The organism is Flavihumibacter stibioxidans, assembly GCF_014332695.1.
In the GTDB taxonomy this organism is placed as follows: Bacteria; Bacteroidota; Bacteroidia; order Chitinophagales; family Chitinophagaceae; genus Flavihumibacter; species Flavihumibacter stibioxidans.
Window position 1 is genome coordinate 514537 of the sequence record NZ_MBUA01000001.1, and the last position, 22978, is coordinate 537514.

At 48.6% G+C, this 22978-nt stretch carries 22 protein-coding genes, 1 tRNA gene and 1 pseudogene; 14 read left to right on the forward strand and 10 right to left on the reverse strand.

The annotated features are described in order from the left end of the window. Positions 1–6 precede the first annotated feature (6 nt). Genes BC349_RS02160 through fucP form a run of 4 tightly spaced genes read right to left on the reverse strand, consistent with a single transcriptional unit; the run spans position 7 to position 4579 of the window. Positions 7–1644 (reverse strand): UxaA family hydrolase, encoded by a 1638-nt coding sequence (locus tag BC349_RS02160; RefSeq protein WP_187255107.1) that lies wholly within the window; start codon positions 1642–1644, stop codon positions 7–9. A 12-nt stretch (positions 1645–1656) separates the two neighbouring features. Continuing rightward, positions 1657–2511, reverse strand: coding sequence for a fumarylacetoacetate hydrolase family protein (locus tag BC349_RS02165; protein ID WP_187255108.1), 855 nt, complete (start codon positions 2509–2511; stop codon positions 1657–1659). A 1-nt stretch (position 2512) separates the two neighbouring features. Beyond that, positions 2513–3277: an SDR family NAD(P)-dependent oxidoreductase gene (locus BC349_RS02170; protein WP_187255109.1), complete on the reverse strand. Its 765-nt coding sequence runs from the start codon at positions 3275–3277 to the stop codon at positions 2513–2515. An 18-nt stretch (positions 3278–3295) separates the two neighbouring features. Continuing rightward, entirely contained in the window at positions 3296–4579 is a 1284-nt protein-coding gene (gene fucP, locus BC349_RS02175; protein ID WP_187255110.1) for an L-fucose:H+ symporter permease, read from the reverse strand. 247 nt (positions 4580–4826) lie between these two features. On the opposite strand from fucP, the gene BC349_RS02180 reads away from it, so the two are divergent. The 7 genes and pseudogenes from BC349_RS02180 to BC349_RS02205 all read left to right on the forward strand — a co-directional run bounded on the left by BC349_RS02180 (position 4827) and on the right by BC349_RS02205 (position 9496). Further along, a tRNA-Ser gene (locus tag BC349_RS02180) sits at positions 4827–4914 on the forward strand. A gap of 205 nt (positions 4915–5119) precedes the next feature. Continuing rightward, positions 5120–5548 carry a hypothetical protein gene (locus tag BC349_RS02185; protein ID WP_187255111.1) on the forward strand — a complete coding sequence of 143 codons (429 nt, stop codon included), beginning with the start codon at positions 5120–5122 and terminating at the stop codon, positions 5546–5548. Positions 5549–5575: 27 nt separating this feature from the next. Then, positions 5576–5899 carry a beta/alpha barrel domain-containing protein gene (locus tag BC349_RS19825; RefSeq protein ID WP_222840049.1) on the forward strand — a complete coding sequence of 108 codons (324 nt, stop codon included), beginning with the start codon at positions 5576–5578 and terminating at the stop codon, positions 5897–5899. Positions 5900–5911: 12 nt separating this feature from the next. After that, a pseudogene (locus tag BC349_RS02190) lies at positions 5912–6994 on the forward strand (nicotinate phosphoribosyltransferase); the annotation flags it as partial. Beyond that, on the forward strand, positions 6991–7605 hold the full coding sequence (pncA, locus tag BC349_RS02195; protein ID WP_187255112.1) for a bifunctional nicotinamidase/pyrazinamidase: 615 nt from the start codon (positions 6991–6993) through the stop codon (positions 7603–7605). The pseudogene BC349_RS02190 and the gene pncA, both read left to right, overlap by 4 nt. A 16-nt stretch (positions 7606–7621) precedes the next feature. Next, complete coding sequence (locus BC349_RS02200) at positions 7622–8041, forward strand: archease (protein ID WP_187255113.1); 420 nt, start codon at positions 7622–7624, stop codon at positions 8039–8041. Between the two features lie 9 nt (positions 8042–8050). Beyond that, entirely contained in the window at positions 8051–9496 is a 1446-nt protein-coding gene (locus BC349_RS02205; protein WP_187255114.1) for an RtcB family protein, read from the forward strand. Here BC349_RS02205 and BC349_RS02210 read toward each other — a convergent pair. Beyond that, complete coding sequence (locus BC349_RS02210) at positions 9462–10088, reverse strand: class I SAM-dependent methyltransferase (RefSeq protein ID WP_187255115.1); 627 nt, start codon at positions 10086–10088, stop codon at positions 9462–9464. The two genes, BC349_RS02205 and BC349_RS02210, sit on opposite strands and share 35 nt — an antisense overlap. Before the next feature lie 70 nt (positions 10089–10158). On the opposite strand from BC349_RS02210, the gene BC349_RS02215 reads away from it, so the two are divergent. The 3 genes from BC349_RS02215 to BC349_RS02225 all read left to right on the forward strand — a co-directional run bounded on the left by BC349_RS02215 (position 10159) and on the right by BC349_RS02225 (position 14133). Beyond that, entirely contained in the window at positions 10159–10818 is a 660-nt protein-coding gene (locus BC349_RS02215) for an ArsR/SmtB family transcription factor (RefSeq protein WP_187255116.1), read from the forward strand. Between the two features lie 24 nt (positions 10819–10842). Continuing rightward, entirely contained in the window at positions 10843–12138 is a 1296-nt protein-coding gene (locus tag BC349_RS02220) for an MFS transporter (RefSeq protein WP_187255117.1), read from the forward strand. Positions 12139–12267: 129 nt separating this feature from the next. After that, entirely contained in the window at positions 12268–14133 is a 1866-nt protein-coding gene (locus BC349_RS02225; protein WP_187255118.1) for an alpha-amylase family protein, read from the forward strand. 17 nt (positions 14134–14150) lie between these two features. On the opposite strand, the gene BC349_RS02230 is transcribed toward BC349_RS02225, so the two are convergent. From BC349_RS02230 to BC349_RS02245, 4 genes are all read right to left on the reverse strand, one after another. Next, positions 14151–14315, reverse strand: coding sequence for a hypothetical protein (locus BC349_RS02230; protein ID WP_187255119.1), 165 nt, complete (start codon positions 14313–14315; stop codon positions 14151–14153). Positions 14316–14413: 98 nt separating this feature from the next. Next, on the reverse strand, positions 14414–15061 hold the full coding sequence (locus BC349_RS02235) for a response regulator (protein ID WP_187255120.1): 648 nt from the start codon (positions 15059–15061) through the stop codon (positions 14414–14416). A 2-nt stretch (positions 15062–15063) separates the two neighbouring features. After that, positions 15064–16893 carry a tetratricopeptide repeat-containing sensor histidine kinase gene (locus tag BC349_RS02240; protein WP_187255121.1) on the reverse strand — a complete coding sequence of 610 codons (1830 nt, stop codon included), beginning with the start codon at positions 16891–16893 and terminating at the stop codon, positions 15064–15066. A 117-nt stretch (positions 16894–17010) separates the two neighbouring features. Further along, complete coding sequence (locus tag BC349_RS02245) at positions 17011–18297, reverse strand: Gfo/Idh/MocA family protein (protein WP_187255122.1); 1287 nt, start codon at positions 18295–18297, stop codon at positions 17011–17013. Between the two features lie 49 nt (positions 18298–18346). On the opposite strand from BC349_RS02245, the gene BC349_RS02250 reads away from it, so the two are divergent. The 4 genes from BC349_RS02250 to BC349_RS02265 all read left to right on the forward strand — a co-directional run bounded on the left by BC349_RS02250 (position 18347) and on the right by BC349_RS02265 (position 21827). Further along, positions 18347–19378 (forward strand): SMP-30/gluconolactonase/LRE family protein, encoded by a 1032-nt coding sequence (locus BC349_RS02250; RefSeq protein ID WP_187255123.1) that lies wholly within the window; start codon positions 18347–18349, stop codon positions 19376–19378. A 79-nt stretch (positions 19379–19457) separates the two neighbouring features. After that, the gene (locus tag BC349_RS02255) at positions 19458–19991 is read left to right on the forward strand and encodes a DinB family protein (RefSeq protein ID WP_187255124.1); all 534 of its coding nucleotides are present in this window, start codon (positions 19458–19460) and stop codon (positions 19989–19991) included. After that, positions 19988–20980 carry a Gfo/Idh/MocA family protein gene (locus BC349_RS02260; RefSeq protein WP_187255125.1) on the forward strand — a complete coding sequence of 331 codons (993 nt, stop codon included), beginning with the start codon at positions 19988–19990 and terminating at the stop codon, positions 20978–20980. Before BC349_RS02255 ends, BC349_RS02260 begins: the two co-directional genes overlap by 4 nt. A 16-nt stretch (positions 20981–20996) precedes the next feature. Beyond that, positions 20997–21827, forward strand: a complete 831-nt coding sequence (locus BC349_RS02265; RefSeq protein WP_187255126.1) for an MBL fold metallo-hydrolase — start codon at positions 20997–20999, stop codon at positions 21825–21827. A 207-nt stretch (positions 21828–22034) separates the two neighbouring features. On the opposite strand, the gene BC349_RS02270 is transcribed toward BC349_RS02265, so the two are convergent. After that, the gene (locus tag BC349_RS02270; RefSeq protein ID WP_187255127.1) at positions 22035–22973 is read right to left on the reverse strand and encodes a helix-turn-helix transcriptional regulator; all 939 of its coding nucleotides are present in this window, start codon (positions 22971–22973) and stop codon (positions 22035–22037) included. Positions 22974–22978: the final 5 nt, after the last annotated feature.

Consider the following 22978-nt stretch of genomic DNA (forward strand, 5'->3'; position numbering starts at 1 on the left):
TTTTTATCAAAGACTCACCCCTCGTTTCCAGGGAATAAAATCATCCTGATTCAGCTGAACCGCCCTGGGTATAACTTCCCCGCTGGCAGCCCTGATACAATATTCAAGAATATCTTCCCCCATTTCTGCAATGGTCTTTTCTCCGGTGATGACCGGACCGGTATCGATGTCTATAATATCAGCCATGCGTTTGGCAAGGCTTGTGTTGGTTGCCAGTTTAATAGTGGGACAAACCGGATTCCCCGTAGGCGTTCCCAGCCCGGTGGTAAACAGGATCAGGGTAGCTCCTGATGCCGCTTTACCGGTGGTTGCCTCTACGTCGTTACCCGGCGTACAAACCAGGCTGAGTCCGGGTTTGGTGGCAGGCTCCGTATAATCCAGCACATCCACTACCGGCGAACTGCCGCCTTTTTTGGCCGCGCCCGCACTTTTGATGGCATCGGTTATCAGTCCATCTTTTATATTACCTGGTGATGGATTCATGAAAAATCCGGAACCTGCCTGGTGGGCCAGCGCGTCGTAAGATCGCATGAGGTGCATGAACTTACGTGCAGTGGCTTCATTCACACTGCGGTCAATCAGGTCCTGCTCTGCCCCGCACAGTTCAGGGAATTCTGCCAGTAAAATTTTACCGCCGAGGGCTACCACCAGGTCGGCACAATAGCCTACAGCCGGATTAGCAGATATTCCACTAAAGCCATCACTGCCCCCGCATTTCACACCAATTGTCAACTGGCTGAGCGGGGCAGGCCGACGCTGTACTTTATTAATCTCCTGTAAACCTTCAAAGGTCTTACGGATGGCCTCACTAATCAGTTCAGGTTCGCTCTGTGATTGCTGCTGTTCGAAAATATACAGCGGCTTGTCAAATGCCGGATTGCAGGCCTGGAGTTCTGCCATAAAATCAGCGGCCTGCAAGTGCTGGCAACCAAGGCTCAGGACCGTTACCCCGCCTACATTGGGATGATTGGCATAGGCTGCCAGGAGTTTCCCAAGTATGGCTGAATCCTGCCGGATTCCGCCACAACCACCCTGGTGGTTCAGGAATTTGATGCCATCCACATTTGCAAATAACCTTTCCTGCCGGTAGTCTGAAGGCCCCAGTGAAACAGTGGAAAGGTCCTCCCCTTTTCTCACTGCTTCCGCCAGCTCATGTGCAAAGCGTTTATACCTGTCCGTTACCCCATAACCCAGTTCATTCACGAGGGCTTCGCGGATCACATCCAGGTTGCGGTTCTCGCAGAAAACTGTAGGAATAAAGAGCCAGTAATTGGCTGTACCTACCCTGCCATCGCTGCGATGATACCCATTGAAGGTCCGGCCAGTGAACTTTGATACATCCGGCGCCTGCCACCTGTACTGCGTGCCGCGATAATCATAAGGTTCCGCAGCATGTTTAAGGTTATCAGTTGTAATACGCGCACCGATTTGTATAGGCTGCTGCGCCTTTCCTACCAGAACCCCGTACATATAAACCGGATCCCCGGTTTCCAGTGCGCTGAGGGCCAGTTTGTGTTTTGCGGGGATATCATCCACCAGCAGGATGTTCCTGTCATCCCAAGGTATGACTGTGCCTTTCGCAAGGTCAGTAAGAGCCACCAGCACATTGTCCCTGGTATGTATCTGTAATACTTTTTGTTGCATACAGTCTGTTGATCATTTTGAAAAAGCCACTACTTCCTGTCGTGATGTTCCCAGTCCGTCGATGCCCAGTTCCATCACGTCACCTGGCTTTAGGTAAACCTGCGGATTCATTCCAAGTCCAACCCCGGCCGGTGTTCCGGTGCTGATGATATCCCCCGGCAGCAGGGTCATAAAGCGGCTTGTATAAGCAACCAGGAAGGGAATATTGAAGATCAGGTTACTGGTATTTCCATCCTGCATTTTCTGGCCGTTAACAGTAAGCCATAAACGAAGATTATCAATATCCGTAATCTCATCCCGGGTTACCAGGTAAGGTCCCATCGGCGCAAAGGTATCGCAACCCTTGCCCTTGTCCCAGGTTCCGCCGCGTTCCAGTTGGAAGGCGCGCTCACTGACATCGTTGTGAAGGCAGAAACCGGCAACATACTCCATTGCATCCGACTCTTCCACATAAGAAGTCTTTTTCCCGATTACGATGGCCAGTTCCACTTCCCAGTCGGTCTTTTCAGAGTCGCGGGGGATCATTACTTTATCATAGGGGCCGCAAAGTGCCGTGGTGGATTTCATGAAGATAACCGGCTCAGCAGGCGGTATGGCATTGGTTTCGCGGGCATGATCGGCATAGTTGAGACCTATGCAGACGATTTTGGACGGACGGCCAAATGGCGCGCCAATACGGGTGTCGGCTGGAATTTCGGGCAACCGGCCCTGTTGTGCGGACAGGATTTCCTGCAGCTTCTCCAGCCCGCCTTCAGCAAAAAACTGTTCATCATAATCGCGTGTAAAGGCACTCAGGTCATAGAATTTTCCATCCAGGCAGATACCAGGTTTTTCTTTTCCTGCATCGCCAAATCTTATCAGTTTCATATCAGGTATTTAATGTTACAAATCCTCCGTCAATGGGATAGTCGCGACCCGTGATAAACGCGGCCTCGTCTGAGCAGAGATAGAGCATCAGGTTGGCAATTTCTTCGGGAGTGCCCATCCGGCCGATGGGTTGGGAGGCGGAAAGCTTTTCAAACATTTCCTTTTCTTTCCCGGGATAGTTTTTAGCAATAAAGCCATCCACAAACGGCGTATGCACGCGTGCCGGGGAAATACAGTTCACCCGGATATTGTCATGGATATAATCGCGCGCTGCGGAGAGGGTCATGGCATATACGGCACCTTTGGTCATGGAATAGGCGAAACGGTCGGGTAATCCCACGAAAGCCGCAATGGAACAAAGGTTCAGCACAACGCCCCCACCCTGCTCCTGCATCATCGGGATGCCTGCAAACAGGCAATTGTACACGCCCTTTACGTTCACCTGGAAGAGCCTGTCGAAATCTGCTTCGCTGGTATTGGTCACTTTCCCAACATGGGCAATGCCGGCGTTGTTGACCAGCACATCCACCCTGCCGATAGACCTGAACACTTCCAATACCCCCTGCTGATTGCTGACATCACAGAAATGGATATACGCAGTTTGTCCGGATGAACTGATTTCTGATTGCAGGGAAAGCCAACCGCTGTCATTCAGTTCTATCACGTGAACGGTAGCCCCCTGCCTGGCAAAAGCAAGCGAGGCGGCACGCCCGATTCCGCTGGCGCCCCCGGTGATTACCACTGTTTTTCCTTTATAATTAAACATATGCAGGTTGTTGTTTTATTAATGTCCGGCACTGAGTTGTACTGTTGTATTTTTTTTCGATTGTGACAGGGCAAACCAGGTCACCACCAGGAAACAAACCATCGGCACGATATACGCCAGTTGAATATTACCGCCCGTCATGTCAGAAATCCTGCCCATTATCAGGGGGAAGAACGCTCCTCCTACAATAGCCATCACCAGCAGCGAGGAAGCCATTCGGGATGCAGGCCCCAGTCCGGCTATTCCCAGGGCGAAAATCGTCGGGAACATGATGGACATGAAGAAAGGAACGGCCATCACGCAATATACGGAAAGGATGCCGCCGGACATGATAGCTACTGCCAGAAGTACGGCACTGATGGCGGCGTACATCAGCAGCAGTTTTGCCGGTGCAATAAAACGCATGAAGAAAGTGCCTGTAAAACGGCCGATCATGAATCCGACCATTGCAATTGACCCCAGCCAGAATGCCGCCTGCTTTTCAGGCAGGTCCATCACATATTTCGAAAAGCGGATGAAAAAGCTGCCGACACCCACCTGGGCCCCTATATAAAAGAACTGGGCGATCACGGCCCACCTCACCTGTGGGTTGCGCAGGATGGCCAGGGAAAATTTGTCTTCGTTTGTACCTGATTGTTGTTCCGTGCCTTCTCCTTCCGGCAGTTTAACGATATAAAAAACCGCAACCAGGATAAATACCAGTACGGCGATCACTGTATACGGCATGCGGATGGCATCTGCTTCCGTTTGCAGGTATTGGGTAAGTGTGTTGTCGGCCGCCATCTGCTGCAGGGTGGTTTCACTGTGCTCGATGCCGGAGAGAATAAATTGCCCCCCGATAATGGGTGCTACAAAAGCCCCTACCCCGTTAAATGATTGGGCAAAATTGAGTCGCTGCGTAGCAGTGGCCGGATCGCCCAGTTTGGTGATATAGGGATTTGCGATAGTTTCAAGGAAAGTGGCGCCGGCGGCAATTACGAAGAGGGCAAACAGGAACATATTGTAGCTGCGTGTTCCTGCAGCGGGCAGGAAAAGCAGGGCTCCGATGCCATACAGCAGCAACCCAAAAAGAATGCCTTTTTTATACCCGAATTTATTCATGAACCATCCGGCAGGAAGGGCAATGGTGAAATAAGCCAGGTAAACAGAGGAGTCGATCAGGGCAGATTGGGCATCATTGAGCTGGCAGGCTTTTTTCAGGTGGGGTATCAGGATGGGATTGATATTATGCAGGAATGCCCACAGGAAAAAAAGTGAGGTCACCAGGATGAATGGCAGTAAGTATTGGTTTTTGCGGGACATGCAATCAGTTTTTAAATACGAAACAAATGATGGTGAAAATTAAATAGTCCCGGTGCAAACTACCGCCCCGATTCTGCCAAAAACCAAGTATAAATTAACATGACTGAAGAAAACAACATAACCCGGCAAAAGGATTAATCGCTTGAAACCCTTTACAGTACAGCATTTAACCACCTGGACGCTATCAAAAATCAAAAAAAGATAAAAAAAATTTTGGCATTTAGTCTCAAACCCTAATTTTGCGCCCGGAGAGATGGCAGAGCGGTCGAATGCGGCGGTCTTGAAAACCGTTGACTGTAACAGGTCCGGGGGTTCGAATCCCTCTCTCTCCGCCACCTAAAAAACGCAACTCAATCAGAAAGTTGCGTTTTTTATTTCGGTAATCTACCTGAACGATAGCCCAACCCGTCAATTTATTAACCGCCTGCAGGAATAACTGAGCGACCTCATTGCTCCCCCTGATTGTAATCACCTTCCAACTGGCTAAAATTCCGGAAATTATAGGATGGTAATTTTTCTTCCATCTTAAAAACACCCGGTATGCATATCGACATTAATGACAATACCCCACTGCGTGAGATACAGGTTGTATTTTCCAATTTTTACCCCTACCTCGCCATCTCGTTTTACAGGAAGCGCCATAAGAAATATGAGCCTTCGGAATCATCCGACCTGATTGATCCCGACACCACCATCGGCGCAATAAAAAAAACACATTATTCAGGGATCCTGGAAATCCAGCCCCTATATACGGTCGCAGAGGTGGAAAAGGAATTCCAGGAACGTTTTGACCTTTCCGTACAAATACTGCGGAAAGAAAAGTCTGAATGGGAACAATCTGTCGGAATGGACTCCTTTACATTGAAGGAACTGAATGAAATGGGCAGAAATTCATCAGACGAGACCATCGTTTCGGATTATAATGAAGGATTCAAAGCCGTCGAAGAAAAGCCAGATGAGCTATTATAAATCCTACTGTTTACAAAAGTTCAGGCCGTGTTATCCTTTACCATCAGCGGATCCTATACCGACATGTATGAATTAACCATGGGAGAAACCTATTTCCTGGAAGGCAGAAAAGATATCCCTGTTAATTTTGATTACTTCTTCCGGAAATTACCATTCGGGGGCGGTTATGTATTATTTGCCGGACTCCACGAATTGCTGCAGGTACTGGAAGACCTGCATTTTACTAACGGGGATATTGCATTTTTGAAAGAACTGCGTTTCAATTCCGCCTACATTGACTTCCTGAAGGGATTCCGGTTCCGGGGCAGCATATACTCAGTGAAAGAAGGGGAAATTGTTTTTCCGAATTGACCTGTACTTAGAGTCGAGGGAACCCTCTTTGAAGCACAACTGGTGGAAACCCTGCTGCTGAACATCCTGAATTTTGAATCGCTGATTGCAACAAAAGCCTCCCGCATGAGGCATGTGGCCGGGAACAGGGTATTGAGTGATTTTGGTTTGCGCAGGGCCCAGGGACCAGGCGGGGTGATGGCAGCAAGGGCCGCCGTAATCGGCGGGTTTAACAGCACAAGCAATGTATATGCCGCGGAATTGTATGGACTGGATGCAGCCGGAACCATGGCGCATTCCTTTATTGAAAGTTTCGATTCGGAAACAGAGGCATTCCGGGCTTTTGCAAGAGTACGTCCCGGGAATTGTATATTCCTGGTTGACACATACGATACTTTACATAGCGGAGTCCCCAATGCCATCATGGTGGCAAAGGAAATGGAATCGCAGGGCCACCATGCTGCCGGCATCAGGCTCGACAGCGGCGACCTGGCCTGGCTGGCAATAACAGCCCGTAAAATGCTGGATGATGCCGGCTTATCCTATATGAAAATCATCGCTTCCAACCAACTGGATGAATATGTGATCAAAAGCCTGCTCGAACAGGATGCACCCATAGATATTTTTGGTGTCGGCACCAGGCTGGTTACAGGCCAGCCCGATGCTGCCCTCGACGGTGTATATAAGTTATCAATGGCAGGAGCCAAACCAAGGCTCAAGATTTCGGATAATATGCAGAAAATAACCCTGCCCGGGATCAAGCAGGTGCACAGGGTCCTGGACGGCAATGCACATTTCTTTGGGGCAGATGCAATTACCCTGTCTGATGAAAATGATGTTGATACCATCTACAATCCTTTTGAGCCGGGGCAGTTCCTTCCCATAAGTGATTTCAGAAAAGAACCATTGCTCCGGAAGGTGATGGAGAACGGCAGGCAATTGAATTCACCACCCTCCCTGCAGGAAATTGGCAGCTACGCCCGGCAAAGACTTGATCTCCTCCCGCCTGAATTTAAAAGGTTCGAAAACCCGCACAGCTATAAATCAGGTGTAAGTAAAAAACTTCTCGACCTGAGGTACAAACTGGTGAAAGAACACACAAAGGAAACAGGATGAAAGCACTGATACTGGTGGATATACAAAACGATTTTTTACCTGGCGGATCACTGGCTGTGCCGGAAGGCGATGCCATCATTCCGCTGACAAACCAGTTGCAGGAATATTTTGACCTGGTCATTGCCACCCAGGACTGGCATCCAGCCAATCACAAAAGTTTTGCTTCCAACCACTCGGGGAAAAAACCATATGACGTGATCGACCTGCATGGCATACAGCAGATATTGTGGCCCGACCACTGTGTGCAGGGAAGTTCCGGCGCCGACTTCCCCAAAAGCCTGGAAATGAATAAGGCGGAGATTATCCTGCGAAAAGGAACAGATCCCGAAATTGATACCTATGGCGCCTTTTATGATAACGGGCACCTTAAGTCAACCGGACTGGCAGGTTACCTGCGCGAGAAAAATGTCCAGGAAATTTACCTGACCGGTTTGGCTGGAGACATCTGTGTGTACTATTCAGCCCTGGACGGACTCGCAGAAAACTTTACTACTTTTTTCGTAGAAGATGCGACCAGGCCGCTCAGTATGGAAGAATATATAAGAACAATGAAAATTTATACCGCAAAAGGTGGAAAGCTCATCCGGAGTTCAGATATCCGGAATTATTAAATAACACAGGCAAGCAATGCCTCCTTACAAACAACTTCCGCACACCAGTGATATCCGGTTAAGCATCAGAGCTCAAACCAGGGAAGCTTTATTCCTGGCGGCACTTCAGGGCATGAGTGCGCTGCTGCAAAAAGGGTTTTGTGACCAACAGAACGACAGCCAGCCTGAGGTAGACAGGATAGAAATAACTGCGGCCGATACAACAGGTCTGCTGGTGGATTTTTTATCGGAAGTGCTAACGCGCTGTCATATCAGGAAGGTTATTTATTGCGGGATAGTTTTTTCAGAATTGTCAGACACCAACCTCAAAGCCACTATAAGCGGGAAAAAATCGGATCATTTTGAGGAAGATATCAAAGCCGTTACCTACCACGAAGCGGATGTCAGGATCAATGAAAACAACCAGTACGAAACCATTATCATTTTCGACATTTAACCACCAGCCATGCTACAGGTATCACAACTCAAAAAGCTAGCAGATTATTTATGGGAAATACCTGCATCAACAAGGCCTGGCATGCTGGTACCGGCATATGTTTACTGCAAAGAAGAAATGCTGGAACATATATTAAGTGACCGCTCCCTTGAGCAACTGATTAATGTTGCGTCGCTCCCCGGAATAGAAAAAGCGGCCATCGTAATGCCGGATGCCCATGAGGGATATGGGTTCCCGATCGGTGGCGTGGCTGCTACCCGTTGGCCTGAAGGGCTTATTTCACCCGGGGGCATCGGATATGATATCAACTGCGGTGTCAGATTACTATTAACGCCCCTGAACTATGAGGATGTTGCCGGCAAGCTCGAATTATTCTCACAGGAACTGGCTGCAACCATCCCTTCCGGTACGGGAAAGGGAGGTGAAATAAAACTGGCTCCCGAAGAAATGGATGAAGTATTGCGAATGGGCGCCGGATGGGCTGTCAGAAATGGCATGGGCAATGAAGCAGACCTGGCCATGATAGAATCCAATGGCTGCCTGATCAATGCAGACCCGGCCGCGGTTTCAGAACAAGCCAAACAAAGGGGTTATGACCAGTTGGGAACCATTGGTGCAGGAAACCACTTCGTGGAAGTGGATAAAGTCTCCGAAATTTTTGATGAATCTGCAGCCAGATCATTTGGCATCCGGAAAGAACAAGTGGTGATACTTATACATACCGGATCAAGGGGATTGGGTCACCAGGTAGCAACTGATTATTTGCGGTTGATGATGAACGTTATGTCGGAATATCATTACAAGCCCAGGGACCGTGAGTTGGCCGGGGTTCCCTTCAATTCAAAAGAAGGGCAGGATTATTTCAACGCGATGGCGGCAGCAGCCAATTTCGCCTGGTGCAATCGTGAGATCATCACCTACGAGATCCGCCAGGCCTGGCAGGCAGTCTTTAATAGAAGTGGTGATGAAATACAACTATTATACGATGTTGCCCACAATATTGCCAAAATTGAAGAACATATTGTTGATGGTAAACCGAAAAAACTGATCGTGCACCGAAAAGGCGCTACGCGGGCATTTGGTCCGGGAAATGAAGAATTACCCGAAAAATTCAGGACTACCGGCCAGCCGGTTTTGATACCGGGAAGCATGGGCACAGCATCCTATGTGCTGGTGGGCACCAACAAAAGCATGGAAACAACTTTTGGCTCAACCTGCCACGGCGCAGGCAGGACTTTATCACGTACGGCGGTCAAAAAACTGGTTGGCGGGCCACAACTAAAACAGGCTTTGCGGGATCAGGGTATATTTGTGGAAGCCGGCTCCTGGCGTGGCCTGGCCGAAGAAGCCCCTATTGCCTATAAGGACATAGACCTTGTGGTTGATACCGTACATGAATCCGGCATTGCCCTGAAAGTGGCTAAGCTGAAGCCCCTGGTGGTGGTAAAAGGATAAAATCACAAAATATAAAGTTTTGTTCCGCACCAGTTGGGGTATAGTGATTCACCCGGAGAGAGCTTTCCAGCCTGAATACAGGTTGAAAACAGGAACACAGCGTATCGGCATTGTATTGCCGGATTTCAAGTCCACTGCATTTGGCAGGGCCCGTCTCTGAGAAAGTTCCAATGATCATATGACCATCCGGCTTCACAGCCTTTTCGGCAATAGCAGCATATTTAGCCACCTGCGCGGGTTGGATAAGAAAATGAAAAGCAGCCCGGTCGTGCCAGCAATCGAATTGAACCGCTGGTATAAAGTCAGTTATGTCCGATACAATCCAATGTACCAGAGCAGCCTTCTCCCCCAGCCTTCTCCTGGCCCGTTCCAGGGCATTGGCTGAAATATCAAGCACGTATAAATTGGTATAACCCTTTTCAAGCAGGACATCCACCAGCAGGCTGTCGCCGCCGCCAATATCAATGATGGCAGCATCCAGAGGCAGTTCCAGTCCCTCAATAAAAGACAGCGAAACTGTTGGATAAGGCTGGTACCAACTGACCTCATTTTCCGCTTTGGTAGAAAATAATTTTTCCCAATGTTCCTTCATAGCACAAATCTATTCTATTATTTTATTGAATAGTAGAATTCCTGTATTTTTGCATAGAAAAATTATATAAATGGCCACAAGCAACCTAAAGGAAGAAGTGTACCAGGAACTGTCGCGGGTTACTCATGCCCTTTCCCACCCTAAAAGGCTGGAACTTGTGGACCTGCTTTCCCAGAAGGCATTTTCGGTGGATGAGTTGTCGCATGAAATCAATATGACTGTCGCCAGTACTTCCCAGCACCTGCAGGTGCTGAAAGCAGCCAGACTGGTCACTACACAGCGTGAGGGAAATTTCATCTTCTACCGGATTGCAGATGACAGCGTGGCAAGGCTGGTATTGGCTGTACGTGAGCTGGGATTCAGCCGGAACGCAGAAATCAACCGCATCATCACTGATTTCAGGGCAGATAAAAATATCCTCGAAACCATCACCCTCGACGACCTGCTGGCAAAATCCAAAAAAGAAAAGATCCTGCTGCTGGATGTCAGGCCCGAAGATGAATACCAGGCTGGTCACATTGAGGGGGCCGTTTCCATTCCGGTTTCACAACTGAAGAAAAGAATCGGTGAATTACCAAAGGGAAAAACAATCATAGCTTATTGTCGCGGTCCCCTTTGTGTAATGTCTGTAGAGGCAGTAAAAATTTTACAGGCAAAAAAATACCCGGCAGTGCAGCTGGAGGACGGCTACATGGAATGGAAACTTAAGCAGGAGGAATTGAGCCATTAATAACGTATAAAGCTCCGCCAAACAATGAGTAAACAGGTACAACTCGGTCTTCGGGAAAACTGGAAACAGTTCACCCTGCTGGTCATTATCAATGGTTTTGTGGGTGGCATGGTAGGACTCGAACGCTCCATCCTGCCGCAGATCGCTGAAAAGGAATTCGCCATTGCAGCTAAAACCGCTATCCTGTCTTTCATCATAGTTTTCGGTATTGTAAAAGCCCTGACCAACTATTATACCGGCACCCTGGCCAACAAATATGGCAGGAAAAAACTACTGGTAGCAGGCTGGATCATAGGCATCCCCATACCCTTCCTTCTCATGTTTGCACCGAACTGGAGCTGGATCATCGCCGCCAATATTTTGCTGGGCATCAACCAGGGACTAACCTGGTCAAGCACGGTGGTGATGAAAATAGACCTGGTAGGTGAAAAGCAGCGGGGATTTGCAATGGGACTGAATGAATTTGCCGGTTATATTTCCGTGGCGCTCATCGCCTTCCTGACTGGCTGGATCGCAGGGGAATATGGCATCAGGCCTTACCCTTTCTACCTGGGTATTGTGCTGGTAGTGCTAGGATTACTGGGAAGCATCTTCCTGATCAGGGACACCAAACACCATGTGGCCAAAGAGGCTGAGAACAATACCATACCGTTTTTAAAAAACATTTTCTGGGATACCACCTGGAAAAACAAAAACCTGGGCTCGGTTACACAGGCCGGGCTGATCAACAACCTGAATGATGGCATGGCCTGGGGTATATTCCCCATCCTGCTGGTATCCAAAGGTTTCAGCCTGGGTGAAATTGGTATTATTACTGCAGTTTATCCGGCCGTATGGGGAATCGGACAATTGTTTACAGGTCGAATGTCAGACAGGTTCTGCAAAAAGGACATGTTGTATATCGGCATGCTGCTGCAGGCCGTCGCATTGGTGGCATTGGTCTGGGCATCTTCCATGTTTCACTATATCCTGTTATCCTCTATTTTAGGCTGGGGTACAGCCATGGTATACCCCACCTTCCTCGCCACTGTGGCAGAAAATACCCACCCGAAAGACAGGGCAAAAAGCATTGGCGTCTTTCGCCTCTGGCGTGACCTGGGTTATGCCATTGGAGCGATATTGACAGGAATCATTGCTGACCTGTTCAGCATCAATGCAGCCATTGTTTTTATCGGCATCCTGACATTTATTTCAGCCATCATTATTTATGTACGGATGAAATGCAGAACCGGAGCCCTGCTAAAAATTATCAGCCGGACACATACAGGAAATATAAATCCCACTTATACAGAGTCTCACAGTATTTTATGTAATGGTTGAACTTTAGTACTCACTCCGCAAATTCAAATCATCCCCTTGATATCTGGGGCAAGCAGGAAATAAGCTTAATACGTTTTATAGGCGTTTGACATACATTTATAAAAGTTAATACTTGTCAAATTGCCATATATGAGGTATAACCGAATTTTTGTAATGGTTCTGCTGGCCTTTTCGGCCTGCCGCAATCCGGAGGAGCAGCCTTCTTCCAATCAACCCGTGCAGACTGGAAAAATTGTTATCTACCAGGTGTTCACCCGGCTTTTCGGTAATACCAATTCCACCAATAAACCCTGGGGCACTATAGAAGAAAACGGGGTAGGTAAATTCAATGACTTTACCGATACCGCCCTGGCGGCCATTAAAGACCTGGGGGTTACCCATATCTGGTATACCGGCATACCGCATCACGCCCTGGTGCGTGATTATACGAAATATGGCATCTCAAATGATGATCCTGATGTGGTGAAAGGCCGTGCCGGATCTCCTTATGCCGTGAAGGATTATTATAATGTAAACCCCGACCTTGCTGTGGATCCAGCCAGGAGGCTGGAAGAATTCAAGGCCCTGGTAGATCGTACCCACCGGCACGGTCTCAAGGTTATCATAGATATCGTTCCCAACCATGTAGCCCGGCACTATGCTTCCCTGAACAAACCGGACAGTGTTGCAGACTTTGGTGAAAATGATGACAAATCGCTTGTCTATCACCGTGATAACAGCTTCTATTACATTCCTGGTGAGGATTTTAAGGTTCCTGCAAGTTCAAACGGGTATAAGCCACTGGGAGGGGAAAGCCATCCGTTAAGCGATGGGAAATTTGATGAAAGTCCCGCCAAATGGACCGGAAACGGAAGTCGCCTCGCCCAACCAGGTGCCGATGACTGGTATGAAACAGTTAAGATCAATTATGGTATCAGTCCCGATGGCACCAAAGATTTCGACAGCCTGCCACCAGATTACCGTACCCGTTCCATTGCAGACCACCAGGCTTTCTGGAACGGGAAAAATGTGCCTGCTTCCTGGAAAAAATTCCGTGACATCGCCTTGTTCTGGCTCAACCTCGGCGTGGATGGCTTTCGTTTCGACATGGCTGAAATGGTGCCGGTGGAATTCTGGAGTTATATGAATTCCGCCATCAAAACCCGTAATCCCGGGGCCACCCTGGTTGCTGAAGTGTATAATCCAGCCGAATACAGGAACTATATCCAGCTCGGCAAAATGGATTATCTCTACGACAAGGTAGAACTCTACGATACCCTGAAGCATATCATGCAGGGACATGGCAGCACGGATAACCTGGTGTTCATCCAGAAAGGTTTGGCAGATATTGAACACCATATGCTGCATTTCCTTGAAAACCACGATGAGCAAAGAATTGCGAGTCCGGGTTTTGCCGGTAATGCCGAAAAAGGCAAACCCGCCATGGTAGTGTCTGCCCTGATCAGCACTTCTCCCACCCTTATCTATTTCGGACAGGAACTGGGCGAGCCCGGTGCAGAAGACGCCGGATTTGGCAAACCAACCCGTACCAGTATTTTCGATTATGTGGGGGTACCCCATCACCAGCGCTGGATGAATGGCGGTAAATTCGACGGGGGACAATCAAGCCCTCAGGAAAAGGACCTCAGGGCCTTTTACCAGCGGCTTTTGAAGTTTACCACCGGCAGTTCCGCTTTAATGGGGTCCTATGCCGAAATCCATACTCACAACAGGCAAAACAGCAGCGGATACGACAAAAGATTATTTTCGTTTGTGCGTTGGAGTGATCAGCAAAAAATAATTGTATTTGCCAATTTCAGTGCAGATAAACCATATGAGGGGGTACTGAAATTGCCTTCAGAACTGATCAGTGACTGGGGTTTAAAAGATGGCACCTATACCATCCACGAAAAACTTTCGGATAACCGGGAGAACAAAATGGTAATCAAGGATGGTACAGGAACAATTTCAATAAAGGCCATGCCGCTCGAATCACAGATATGGTCATACGAATAATTTAAATCCGTTTATCCTCATAATAAACTCCAAAGGTGCCTGCTGGAATTTAAAGGGTCCGCACCGCCTTTAGAAACGGATTGTTCCTCAGTGCCGCCATGCTTTTGGGCCTTGCTGCAGAAACTGCCGGCAAGGACAATTAGGGCCAGCAGGGATAATCCAAGTAGAATAGTTTTTTTCATGATCCAGGTTTCAATACTGCAAAGCAACAAAGAACAAGCCCTTTGCGACTCATGATAACCCGGTATATTAGGATCTGCGTAGTACTACGTAATCGATCCTATTCTACCAGCCCCCGTTTGATGGCCTCCTTTACCAGCCCGGCCGTATTCTTCACATCCAGTTTCTGGGTAATGTTGAAGCGATGTGTTTCCACCGTGCGCAGGCTGATGCAGAGCGAATCAGCTATCTCCTGGTTGCTGAGTTCGGAAGCGATCATCTTTAATATTTCCTTTTCCCTGCGGGTGAGAGGAATCTCATACTGGCTGATCCGCTGCCCGGTAAGCGCTTCCTGCACCAGGCTGTTTCGTATCTGCGCGTCTACAAACTGCCTGCCTTCCATCACAGATTCAATGGCCTGCATCAGTTCCTCCAGTCCCGTTGTTTTGAGAAGATAACCCAGCGCGCCATTGCGGATCATTTGCCGGATAAAATGCGATTCATCGTGGCTCGTCAGGGCAATAATGGCAATCTCCGGATATTCCTTGTGAATTTTCCGGCACAGATCCACACCCGACAATCCCGGCATCTGGATGTCCAGCAATAATACATCCGGCCGGGAGCCTGTCAGTTTCGACAATAACTCATCTCCATCAGTTGCATCAAAAAGGATAGACACTTCAGGGCGTCTTGACAACATGGCCCTGATACCATTGACGACCACCAGGTGGTCGTCGGCTATTGCCATGGTTATTTTTTGTTCTGCCATAATCATTTATTTGCAGTGAGATTGAATTCAATAAACACACTTGTTTCATTACGGTCGTTCCTATCCCATGTAATGATTCCATCCAGGGAAGCCACCCGGTTCTTCAGGTTTTCCAATCCCAGGCCATCCCCGCCGGAACTGGCACCAATTCCAATTCCATTGTCCTCCACTGTAACCGTCAGCCTGTCGGGCTCAAAGGAAATCTGTAACATTACACTGGTTGCTTTCGCGTGTTTTACCACATTGTGAAGCAGTTCCTGCACAACCCTGTAAACGGATAATTCGAAATGAGATGAAAAACGGACCTGTTCGCCCATTGAAAAAAAATGTACATGGAAGCGTCGGTTGCTGATGTTCCGGCAATATTTTTTCAATGCTTCGGCCAGGCCGAACTCGGTAAGCATTTCGGGCATCAGGTTGTGTGCTGTTTTCCGGACTTCACCAGCAGCGTTTTCCAGAAGTGAATGCACCTGTTTGAAATCCTCCGATTCTTTCAGGTCGGGATGATCGAATTGCAATGCCTCAAAATGCATTTTTACTGCAGCAAGCATTCCTGCCAGCCCGTCGTGCAGATCCTTGGCAATGCGCCCCCGCTCCTTTTCTTCTCCTTTTACCGTGGCCTCGAGTATGCGCAGGTCGTTCCCGTTTTTCAGGTTGATGAGTTGCTGTTGCATCAATTGCTGCTTCTGGCGAAAATACCCGACGAGCAGGAATGAAACAACCGTAAGCAAGACCAGTAATACCAGGCTGATCCAGAAATAAAAGTTTTGCTGTTTGATCTGGTGCCGCTGTTCGGCCAGCTCCTTGTCTTTCTGGGCCGTCTGGAATTGAACTTCAAGTTCTTTGAGGTGGCGGATTGCTTTCTCACCGGCAATACTGTCACGGTAAAGATTGGCCATCTGGCTGTATGCCAATGCTTTTTTGAAATTATTCCTGCTTTCTTCCAGCACCCTGAGAGTATCATAAATGCGCTGAAGCATAAACTTCGCATCCATTTCCCTTGCACCTGAAATTACCTGCTGCAGTATCCGCTCAGCTTTTTGCAGGTCGCCCAACTCCCAATGAAGAAATCCTGCTATCATCCTGAACTCGGTCAGTTGCCCGGTTGAAAAATGGTAACGGGCAAGTCCTTCTTCAAGTAATCTCAGGTATTGCTGTGACCGCACTTTATCCTTTTTTATGGAATAAGCTCCCGCCAGGCTCATATACACTTTCATCAGACTGGTACTGTCCCGCCGGTTTTCAAGGTATGGCAAAATCTGTTGGTGAAGGGCAATGGCCTCATCCGGTTTGTTCTCCCAGGTATAGGCAAGCGCCTTATTGCCAATGGCATGAACAAGCAGTCCTTCATCACCTGTTTTCCGGGCATGAATAATACCCTTATCGAGATAATGATGGGCCTCCGCCAGTTTTCTCCTCTGTTTATAATAACCTCCCACCAGTTGGCAGGCGGCTGATACCAGGCTGTCATGCGGGATTTTTTCTCCCAGGTCTATGGCTTCAAACAGGTAAAACAGGCAGGAGTCGCTGGTGCCTTCTAATGAAAAGAGGTAGCCGAGTTGAAGGTCTGCACGTGCCTGCCATTTTATATCTCTCTGTCCGATACTGACGGCCCGGAGTTCACGGAATAATTTTTTCGAACCAGAATTATCGTCGTGGATTATCAGCAAGCCATAGTCCATCAGCAACGGCATCAGTTCATGGAAATGCTCCTGTTGCCTGGCAGCGTCAACCTCGTATCTGTATCTTTCCTTTGCAGCCAGGCTGTCCTTCATACCGGCGTAGCCTACTAAGCTGTTAAGAGAGAACAGCGCTGCCAGTGATACTGCCATCAAAAAATGCTTTACAATACCTATTGTTGCCAGGGTTACAGGGTTTATTCGGACACAAAATTAACTGGTTAGCTTAGGGTGCAACTACGTGATAATACGTATATAGAGGAATGGTATTTAGGCGGGATATATCCATGGCGGACGGTATTCCCTCTGCAAAAACCGGGCTGCATCCTGGTCGCCGGAAATCAGTTCCTTTTCAGGATCCCATACAATGCTCCTGCCGGCTTTCTGCGACAACATTCCCAGCAGGCTCATATTGGTGGAACGATGTCCGGTTTCAATATCACATACAGGTCGCCGTTTGGTGGCAATGGAGTCCAGGAAATCAGCCCAGAGTTCTTTCACATTGTGATTGTCACCGGTATGCAGTTGCGGATTTTCATGTATGACCGGTTTGTTCTTATTCGCCGGGTAAAAGGTCCAGCCATCCAGCCAGCCCATATGGAAAGTGCCTTCCGTACCGTAAAAATAGCAGCCGACATTGGTCTTTTCTGCTTCATTGGCTGCATAGAGCCGGTGCTCCCATACCGCATTGAATGACTCGAACTCATAGTTCACGATCTGGGTATCGGGCGCGTCGGTATTGTCCGTGCGGATCCTGCGTGCTGCCGAGGAAAATATTTTGCGCGGACCTTTTTCTTCCGTCCACCAAAGGATCTGGTCCATCCAGTGAATCCCCCAGTCACCCAGCTGGCCATTCGCAAAATCAAGAAACTGCCGGAAACCACGGGGATGAATAGCCGAATTATAAGGTCTCAATGGGGCTGGGCCACACCAGGCGTTCCAATCCAGTCCGGCGGGTGGTTCTGAATCAGGCACCGGTTTGCCTGCCCCGCCGCCGTAATGAACGAAAGCCCTTACCATGCCAATTTTCCCTGCCTTTCCTGATTTCAGGAATTGCATTCCCGACATATTGTGCGGCGACACCCTCCTGTGCGTTCCTACCTGTACCACAAGATCTGTTGCACGGGCTGCTTTCACCATCGCCTTGCCTTCATTGATGGTATGTCCCACCGGTTTTTCAACATACACATGCGCTCCGGATTCCAGCGCCGCAATGGTAATCAGCGGATGCCAGTGATCAGGTGTGGCTACAATTACAATCTCAGGTTTTTCCTTCTGGAGCAACTCACGGTAATCACTGTACGATTTTGGTCTGTCTCCGTTTAATTTGTTTATTTCGGCTGCGGCCGCCTGCAGGTATTGTTCATCCACATCACAGATTGCTGCGATTTTTGACTGGCCCGCAGCTATGGCTTCCCGCAGGATGTTCATCCCCCACCACCCCGTACCGATAAGGGCAGTCCTGTATTTGGCATACCGGGTCAAATCAGGCAACTGCGGCAGTGTGGCAACAAATACTCCCGCTGATGACATTTTCAGGAATTTTCTGCGATGCATAGTATGGTTTTTAGAGATCCCTTAATTTCATTAAAAGAATTTGATTGTTATGCCATCTAAAGATTCCATAATATACAATAAAGCTGGCAGTTTGGTACAGCTTGTATCCGCCCTGATCGCTGGCCTTCTTTCCTGCCAGTCCCCGAAAACGAATACCATTGGAAGCATTGAACGGATAGATCCCGCCCTGGATGACCTCCTGTCCAGGGACGCAAAGGTTGAGATCATAGCCGAAGGATTTGACTGGAGTGAGGGTCCCTTATGGGTCGAAAAAGAAAAAATGCTGCTCTTTTCTGATATACCGCCTAATACCATTTATAAATGGACCCCTGGGAAAGGCAAAGAAGTTTACCTGAAACCATCCGGTTATACCGGCCAAAAACCGCGCGGTGGCGAAATAGGTTCCAATGGTTTATTGCTGAACCTGCAGGGGGAACTCGTTTTATGCCAGCATGGTGATCGCAGGATCGCAAAAATGAATGCCCCGGTTTCGGCGCCTGCCCCTGACTTCAAAACAATTGCCGACAACTATAATGGCCTGGCATTTGATAGTCCCAATGATGCAGTAATGCGGAGCAATGGCGATATTTATTTTACTGATCCGCCATACGGACTCGAAAACTACATAAACGACAGCACCAAGGCAGCTCCTTACCAGGGTGTTTACAGGGTGGCCGCGAATGGCAAGGTTACCCTATTGGTGGATTCCATTTCAAGACCGAACGGAATCGGCTTTTTCCCCGGTGAACAAACCCTCCTGGTGGCCAATTCTGACAGTGAAAATGCCGTCTGGTATGCTTTTGACTTAGCACCCAACGACTCCCTTATTAATGGCAGGATCTGGTATGACGCTACAGAAGCGGCCAAAACCGATAAAGGTGGACCCGATGGTTTCAAGGTTGACAAACAGGGTAATGTCTACGCTACCGGTCCTGGCGGAGTCTGGATCTTCGACCGCAATGCAAAACTGCTTGGTAAGATCAGGATTCCAGTTCAGACATCCAATTGCGCCCTGGCCGATGATGACAAAACGCTTTATATCACTGCAGATATGTATGTGCTGAAGGTATCCATGCGCTGATCCGGCAGTCATCTACCCGGGTCTGTTTTTTGAAGCCCGGGACGTCCATTTGGCAGGAAGTAATTCATAGATTTGAATCATGCAAAAACATACAAAACCTTCAGAGCCGGAATGGTGGCAACGGGGTCCCGTTGATGGAGTTATCCCGGAACTACAGCCAGTAGCACATGCCCTTTTGCAGGCAAGGGATGAGATCAATGCAGTGGTTTCGGATTTCCCCGAATCACACTTGTGGATACCGCTTCATGAAATGGCATCTGTTGCTTTTCACTTACAGCATATAGTGGGGGTAATCGACAGGTTGTTTACTTACGCCAATGGGCAAACGCTGAGTGAGGAACAGATGGCCTACCTGAAAGAGGAAGGCGTTAAAAAAGATGGACTTACTCTTCCAGTGCTGGTGAAAAAGCTGAATGAGCGGGTTGACCAGGCCATCAGGGAATTGAAAAAATTTCAACCTGGCACTGCCACTACTGAGAGATTTATCGGCAGGAAAAAAATACCCACTACTGAAATAGGCCTGTTGTTTCATGCTGCTGAGCATACAATGCGGCATACCGGGCAGCTATTGGTTACCGTTGGATCAGTAAGACATTTTACACTGGACCTATGACACAAAATAAAAAGGTCCGCTGGGCCATCCTGGGAGCAGGAAATATTGCAAAGGCATTTGTTCTTGATTTTCCCTTCATGCAAAATGCAGAACTGGTGGCTGTTGCTGCACGCGACAAATCCAAAGCGCAGCAGTTTGCCATTGAACACCATATCCCGCAGGCAATGGACTACGAAGAATTATACCATAGCAGGGAAATTGACGCTGTTTACATTGCCACCACGCATAATTTTCATTTGGAACAGAGCCTGCAATGCATCCGTAACGGTAAAGCTGTTCTATGTGAAAAGCCTGTAACGGTAAATGACCGGCAATTCAGGGAACTTGCTGCGGCTGCCAGGGAAAACAAAGTTTTCCTGATGGAAGCGATGTGGACCTGGTTCCTGCCTGCCATTATCCGTGCCCGGGAATGGGTGCAGCAGGGGCGCATAGGGGAATTGAAAGTCATCCAGGCCGACTTCAGTTTTCCATCTGAATTTAAACCCGAAGGCCGCCTCTACAATCCTCAACTGGCTGGCGGAGCCCTGTTGGATATTGGCATCTACCCGATTGCTTTTACGGATTTTTATATGGGCAGAAAACCTGATTCCATCACTGCCAGCGGCAGCCTTACGAGTACCGGTGTGGATGAAAGAGTGGGTATTTTGCTGGAATACGGTGATGTATCCGCCACACTTTATGCTTCCATTGTAACCCGGATGAATAATAAAGCCTGCCTCTTTGGAACCGGTGGGCGAATTGAAATTCCCGAGTTCTGGAAGGCGGGTAAGGCTGGAATATATAATGATGAAGGGCAATTGGTGGAAGAATTCAGGGATGACCGGGTTTCTCGTGGGTTTATTTTTGAAATGCAACATGCCAATGACCGGATCCTTGCCGGAAAGACCGAAAGCGAGGTGGTTAGCTTTGAAGCCAGCAACCGTATCCAGGAAATCATGAAAACCGTACGCGACCAGATTGGCCTCCGTTATCCGTTCGAAGATGCTTAATTTGCGGGCGAATCACATGTCAATCTTCATAAGTTCACTGAATTCGGGCAGCAACGGCAACTGTTATTACATTGGTACGGGTGAGGACGCCATACTGATTGATGCCGGCATCTCCTGCCGTGAAACGGAGAAGCGCATGAAACGTTTGGGACTGGCTATTGAAAAAATGAGGGCTGTTTTTATTTCCCATGAACATTCCGACCACATCAATGGATTGCAGGTCCTGGCAAAAAAATACGGATTGCCTGTGTATATCAACAGGAGAACCTGGTCTTCCAGCAAGCTAAGCCTGGATCCCGCACTGGTGAAGGATCTTGAGCCTCATACCGCAGTCAGGATAGGTCAGCTCGCAATCACCGCTTTCCCAAAATTCCATGATGCAGACGATCCTCAAAGTTTTGTGGTAAGCAATGGCTCCCTGAATATTGGCATTTTCACTGATATCGGGAAAACCTGCGAACAGGTAGTGCATCATTTCCGCCAATGCCATGCCGCCATACTGGAAGCTAATTATGATGAGAAGATGCTACAGGAAGGCAGCTATCCCTGGCATTTGAAAAAACGTATCAGCGGTGGCAATGGTCACCTCTCCAACCGTGAGGCACTGGAACTTGTCAGCCGCTACAAGCCTCCCTTTATGAGCCACCTGCTCCTGGGGCATTTATCCAAAAACAACAACTGTCCCAGACTGGTGGAGGAAATGTTCAGTCCGCATGCAGATTCCTGCAAAATTGTCGTGGCCTCCCGCTTCGAAGAAACCCCGGTATTTGAAATCAGCTCCGATACACCCCGCCCCTTCCGTCCCTGGAATTTCCAGCCGGCAGTGCAGTTGACCCTGGGTGTCTGACATGTTTAAGGCGTCTGACGTTTAGCATTACGGAATTTCGTGGATCCCAACTTCAGACGCCTTGGGTTCCAGGCGTCTAACGTTTAGCATTTATGAATACCGTGGATCCAAACGTCAGACGCCTTTCCCGGAACGTCTTCCAGAATCTGACGTGTAGGATTACGGAATTCCCCGGACACAAACGTCAGATGCCTGAAACCTCACATGTCAGACACCTAAAAACCTGGAGAGCTCTTTCACCCGCGACTTCAATGCTGCAGGAAGGCGGATTTCAGCGATATCGCAGATCATCATGTACCAGCGGGCCATGCCCTCAAGGGATGGTGCCATAAATACCATTTCAATGGCATTACCAAGGTCTTTCTCAGAAACCAGACCATTGAAATATTTCTGGTCGCCAAGATAGGCTGCCTTTTCTTTCTGAACATGCAACACCACTTCCGTTAGTTCCTTTTCCTTAAAATATTCTTTCAGGTAAGCTTTAAGGGATGGATGACCGGGAACAAAAACCTCATCAGTAATGGTTAGTCCGGCGATCCGGTCGAGCCGAAAGTCGCGGTAATCCTTTCGCATCCGGCACCATGCAACCAGATGCCAGTGAGAACCCAGGTAGAAGATCCCCACGGGCTCAATGCTGCGTTCCGTTTTTTCCTGTTTATAGGAAGAGAAATATTTCAGGCGAAGCACCTTGTTTTCGGCAATGCCTCGTAAAATGGACTGGTGTAGATTGAGGTCGGCATTGGTCAGCTGAAAATGATGGCCGTTCAGCACTTCAATATGATCATCAATATGTTCGAGCAGGTCCTTTTCTGTAGTCCGCAATACAGCCCTTACCTTGTCCATGGCAGAGCGGAAATTCCGGCTATTCGTAGGGTCGGTCAGCTTTTCCACCAGTTTCTCAGCGGTGAGGAATGCCAGGGCTTCCTCACGGGTAAACATCACTGGTGGAAGCCGGTACCCTTCCATCAGGGAATAACCTACGCCTGCCTCGCCAAGAATCGGCACCCCGCTTTCTTCCAGCGCCCGGATGTCGCGATATACCGTACGCAAACTGATATCATATCGGTCTGCAATATCCTGCGCCTTCACAATCCGGCGCGATTGCAGCTGAATAAGAATGGCTGTCAGGCGGTCAATCCGGTTCATCTTAT

Coding starts and splice junctions, on each gene's coding strand:
- BC349_RS02245 (WP_187255122.1), bottom strand. CDS start 18,297: ATGCATCGCAGAAAATTCCTGAAAATGTCATCAGCGGGAGTATTTGTT.
- BC349_RS02260 (WP_187255125.1), top strand. CDS start 19,988: ATGACACAAAATAAAAAGGTCCGCTGGGCCATCCTGGGAGCAGGAAAT.
- pncA (WP_187255112.1), top strand. CDS start 6,991: ATGAAAGCACTGATACTGGTGGATATACAAAACGATTTTTTACCTGGC.
- BC349_RS02205 (WP_187255114.1), top strand. CDS start 8,051: ATGCTACAGGTATCACAACTCAAAAAGCTAGCAGATTATTTATGGGAA.
- BC349_RS02215 (WP_187255116.1), top strand. CDS start 10,159: ATGGCCACAAGCAACCTAAAGGAAGAAGTGTACCAGGAACTGTCGCGG.
- BC349_RS02185 (WP_187255111.1), top strand. CDS start 5,120: ATGCATATCGACATTAATGACAATACCCCACTGCGTGAGATACAGGTT.
- BC349_RS02170 (WP_187255109.1), bottom strand. CDS start 3,277: ATGTTTAATTATAAAGGAAAAACAGTGGTAATCACCGGGGGCGCCAGC.
- BC349_RS02230 (WP_187255119.1), bottom strand. CDS start 14,315: ATGAAAAAAACTATTCTACTTGGATTATCCCTGCTGGCCCTAATTGTC.
- BC349_RS02165 (WP_187255108.1), bottom strand. CDS start 2,511: ATGAAACTGATAAGATTTGGCGATGCAGGAAAAGAAAAACCTGGTATC.
- BC349_RS02250 (WP_187255123.1), top strand. CDS start 18,347: ATGCCATCTAAAGATTCCATAATATACAATAAAGCTGGCAGTTTGGTA.
- BC349_RS02240 (WP_187255121.1), bottom strand. CDS start 16,893: ATGGCAGTATCACTGGCAGCGCTGTTCTCTCTTAACAGCTTAGTAGGC.
- BC349_RS02265 (WP_187255126.1), top strand. CDS start 20,997: ATGTCAATCTTCATAAGTTCACTGAATTCGGGCAGCAACGGCAACTGT.
- BC349_RS02225 (WP_187255118.1), top strand. CDS start 12,268: ATGAGGTATAACCGAATTTTTGTAATGGTTCTGCTGGCCTTTTCGGCC.
- fucP (WP_187255110.1), bottom strand. CDS start 4,579: ATGTCCCGCAAAAACCAATACTTACTGCCATTCATCCTGGTGACCTCA.
- BC349_RS02235 (WP_187255120.1), bottom strand. CDS start 15,061: ATGGCAGAACAAAAAATAACCATGGCAATAGCCGACGACCACCTGGTG.
- BC349_RS02270 (WP_187255127.1), bottom strand. CDS start 22,973: ATGAACCGGATTGACCGCCTGACAGCCATTCTTATTCAGCTGCAATCG.
- BC349_RS02160 (WP_187255107.1), bottom strand. CDS start 1,644: ATGCAACAAAAAGTATTACAGATACATACCAGGGACAATGTGCTGGTG.
- BC349_RS02220 (WP_187255117.1), top strand. CDS start 10,843: ATGAGTAAACAGGTACAACTCGGTCTTCGGGAAAACTGGAAACAGTTC.
- BC349_RS02210 (WP_187255115.1), bottom strand. CDS start 10,088: ATGAAGGAACATTGGGAAAAATTATTTTCTACCAAAGCGGAAAATGAG.
- BC349_RS02255 (WP_187255124.1), top strand. CDS start 19,458: ATGCAAAAACATACAAAACCTTCAGAGCCGGAATGGTGGCAACGGGGT.
- BC349_RS02200 (WP_187255113.1), top strand. CDS start 7,622: ATGCCTCCTTACAAACAACTTCCGCACACCAGTGATATCCGGTTAAGC.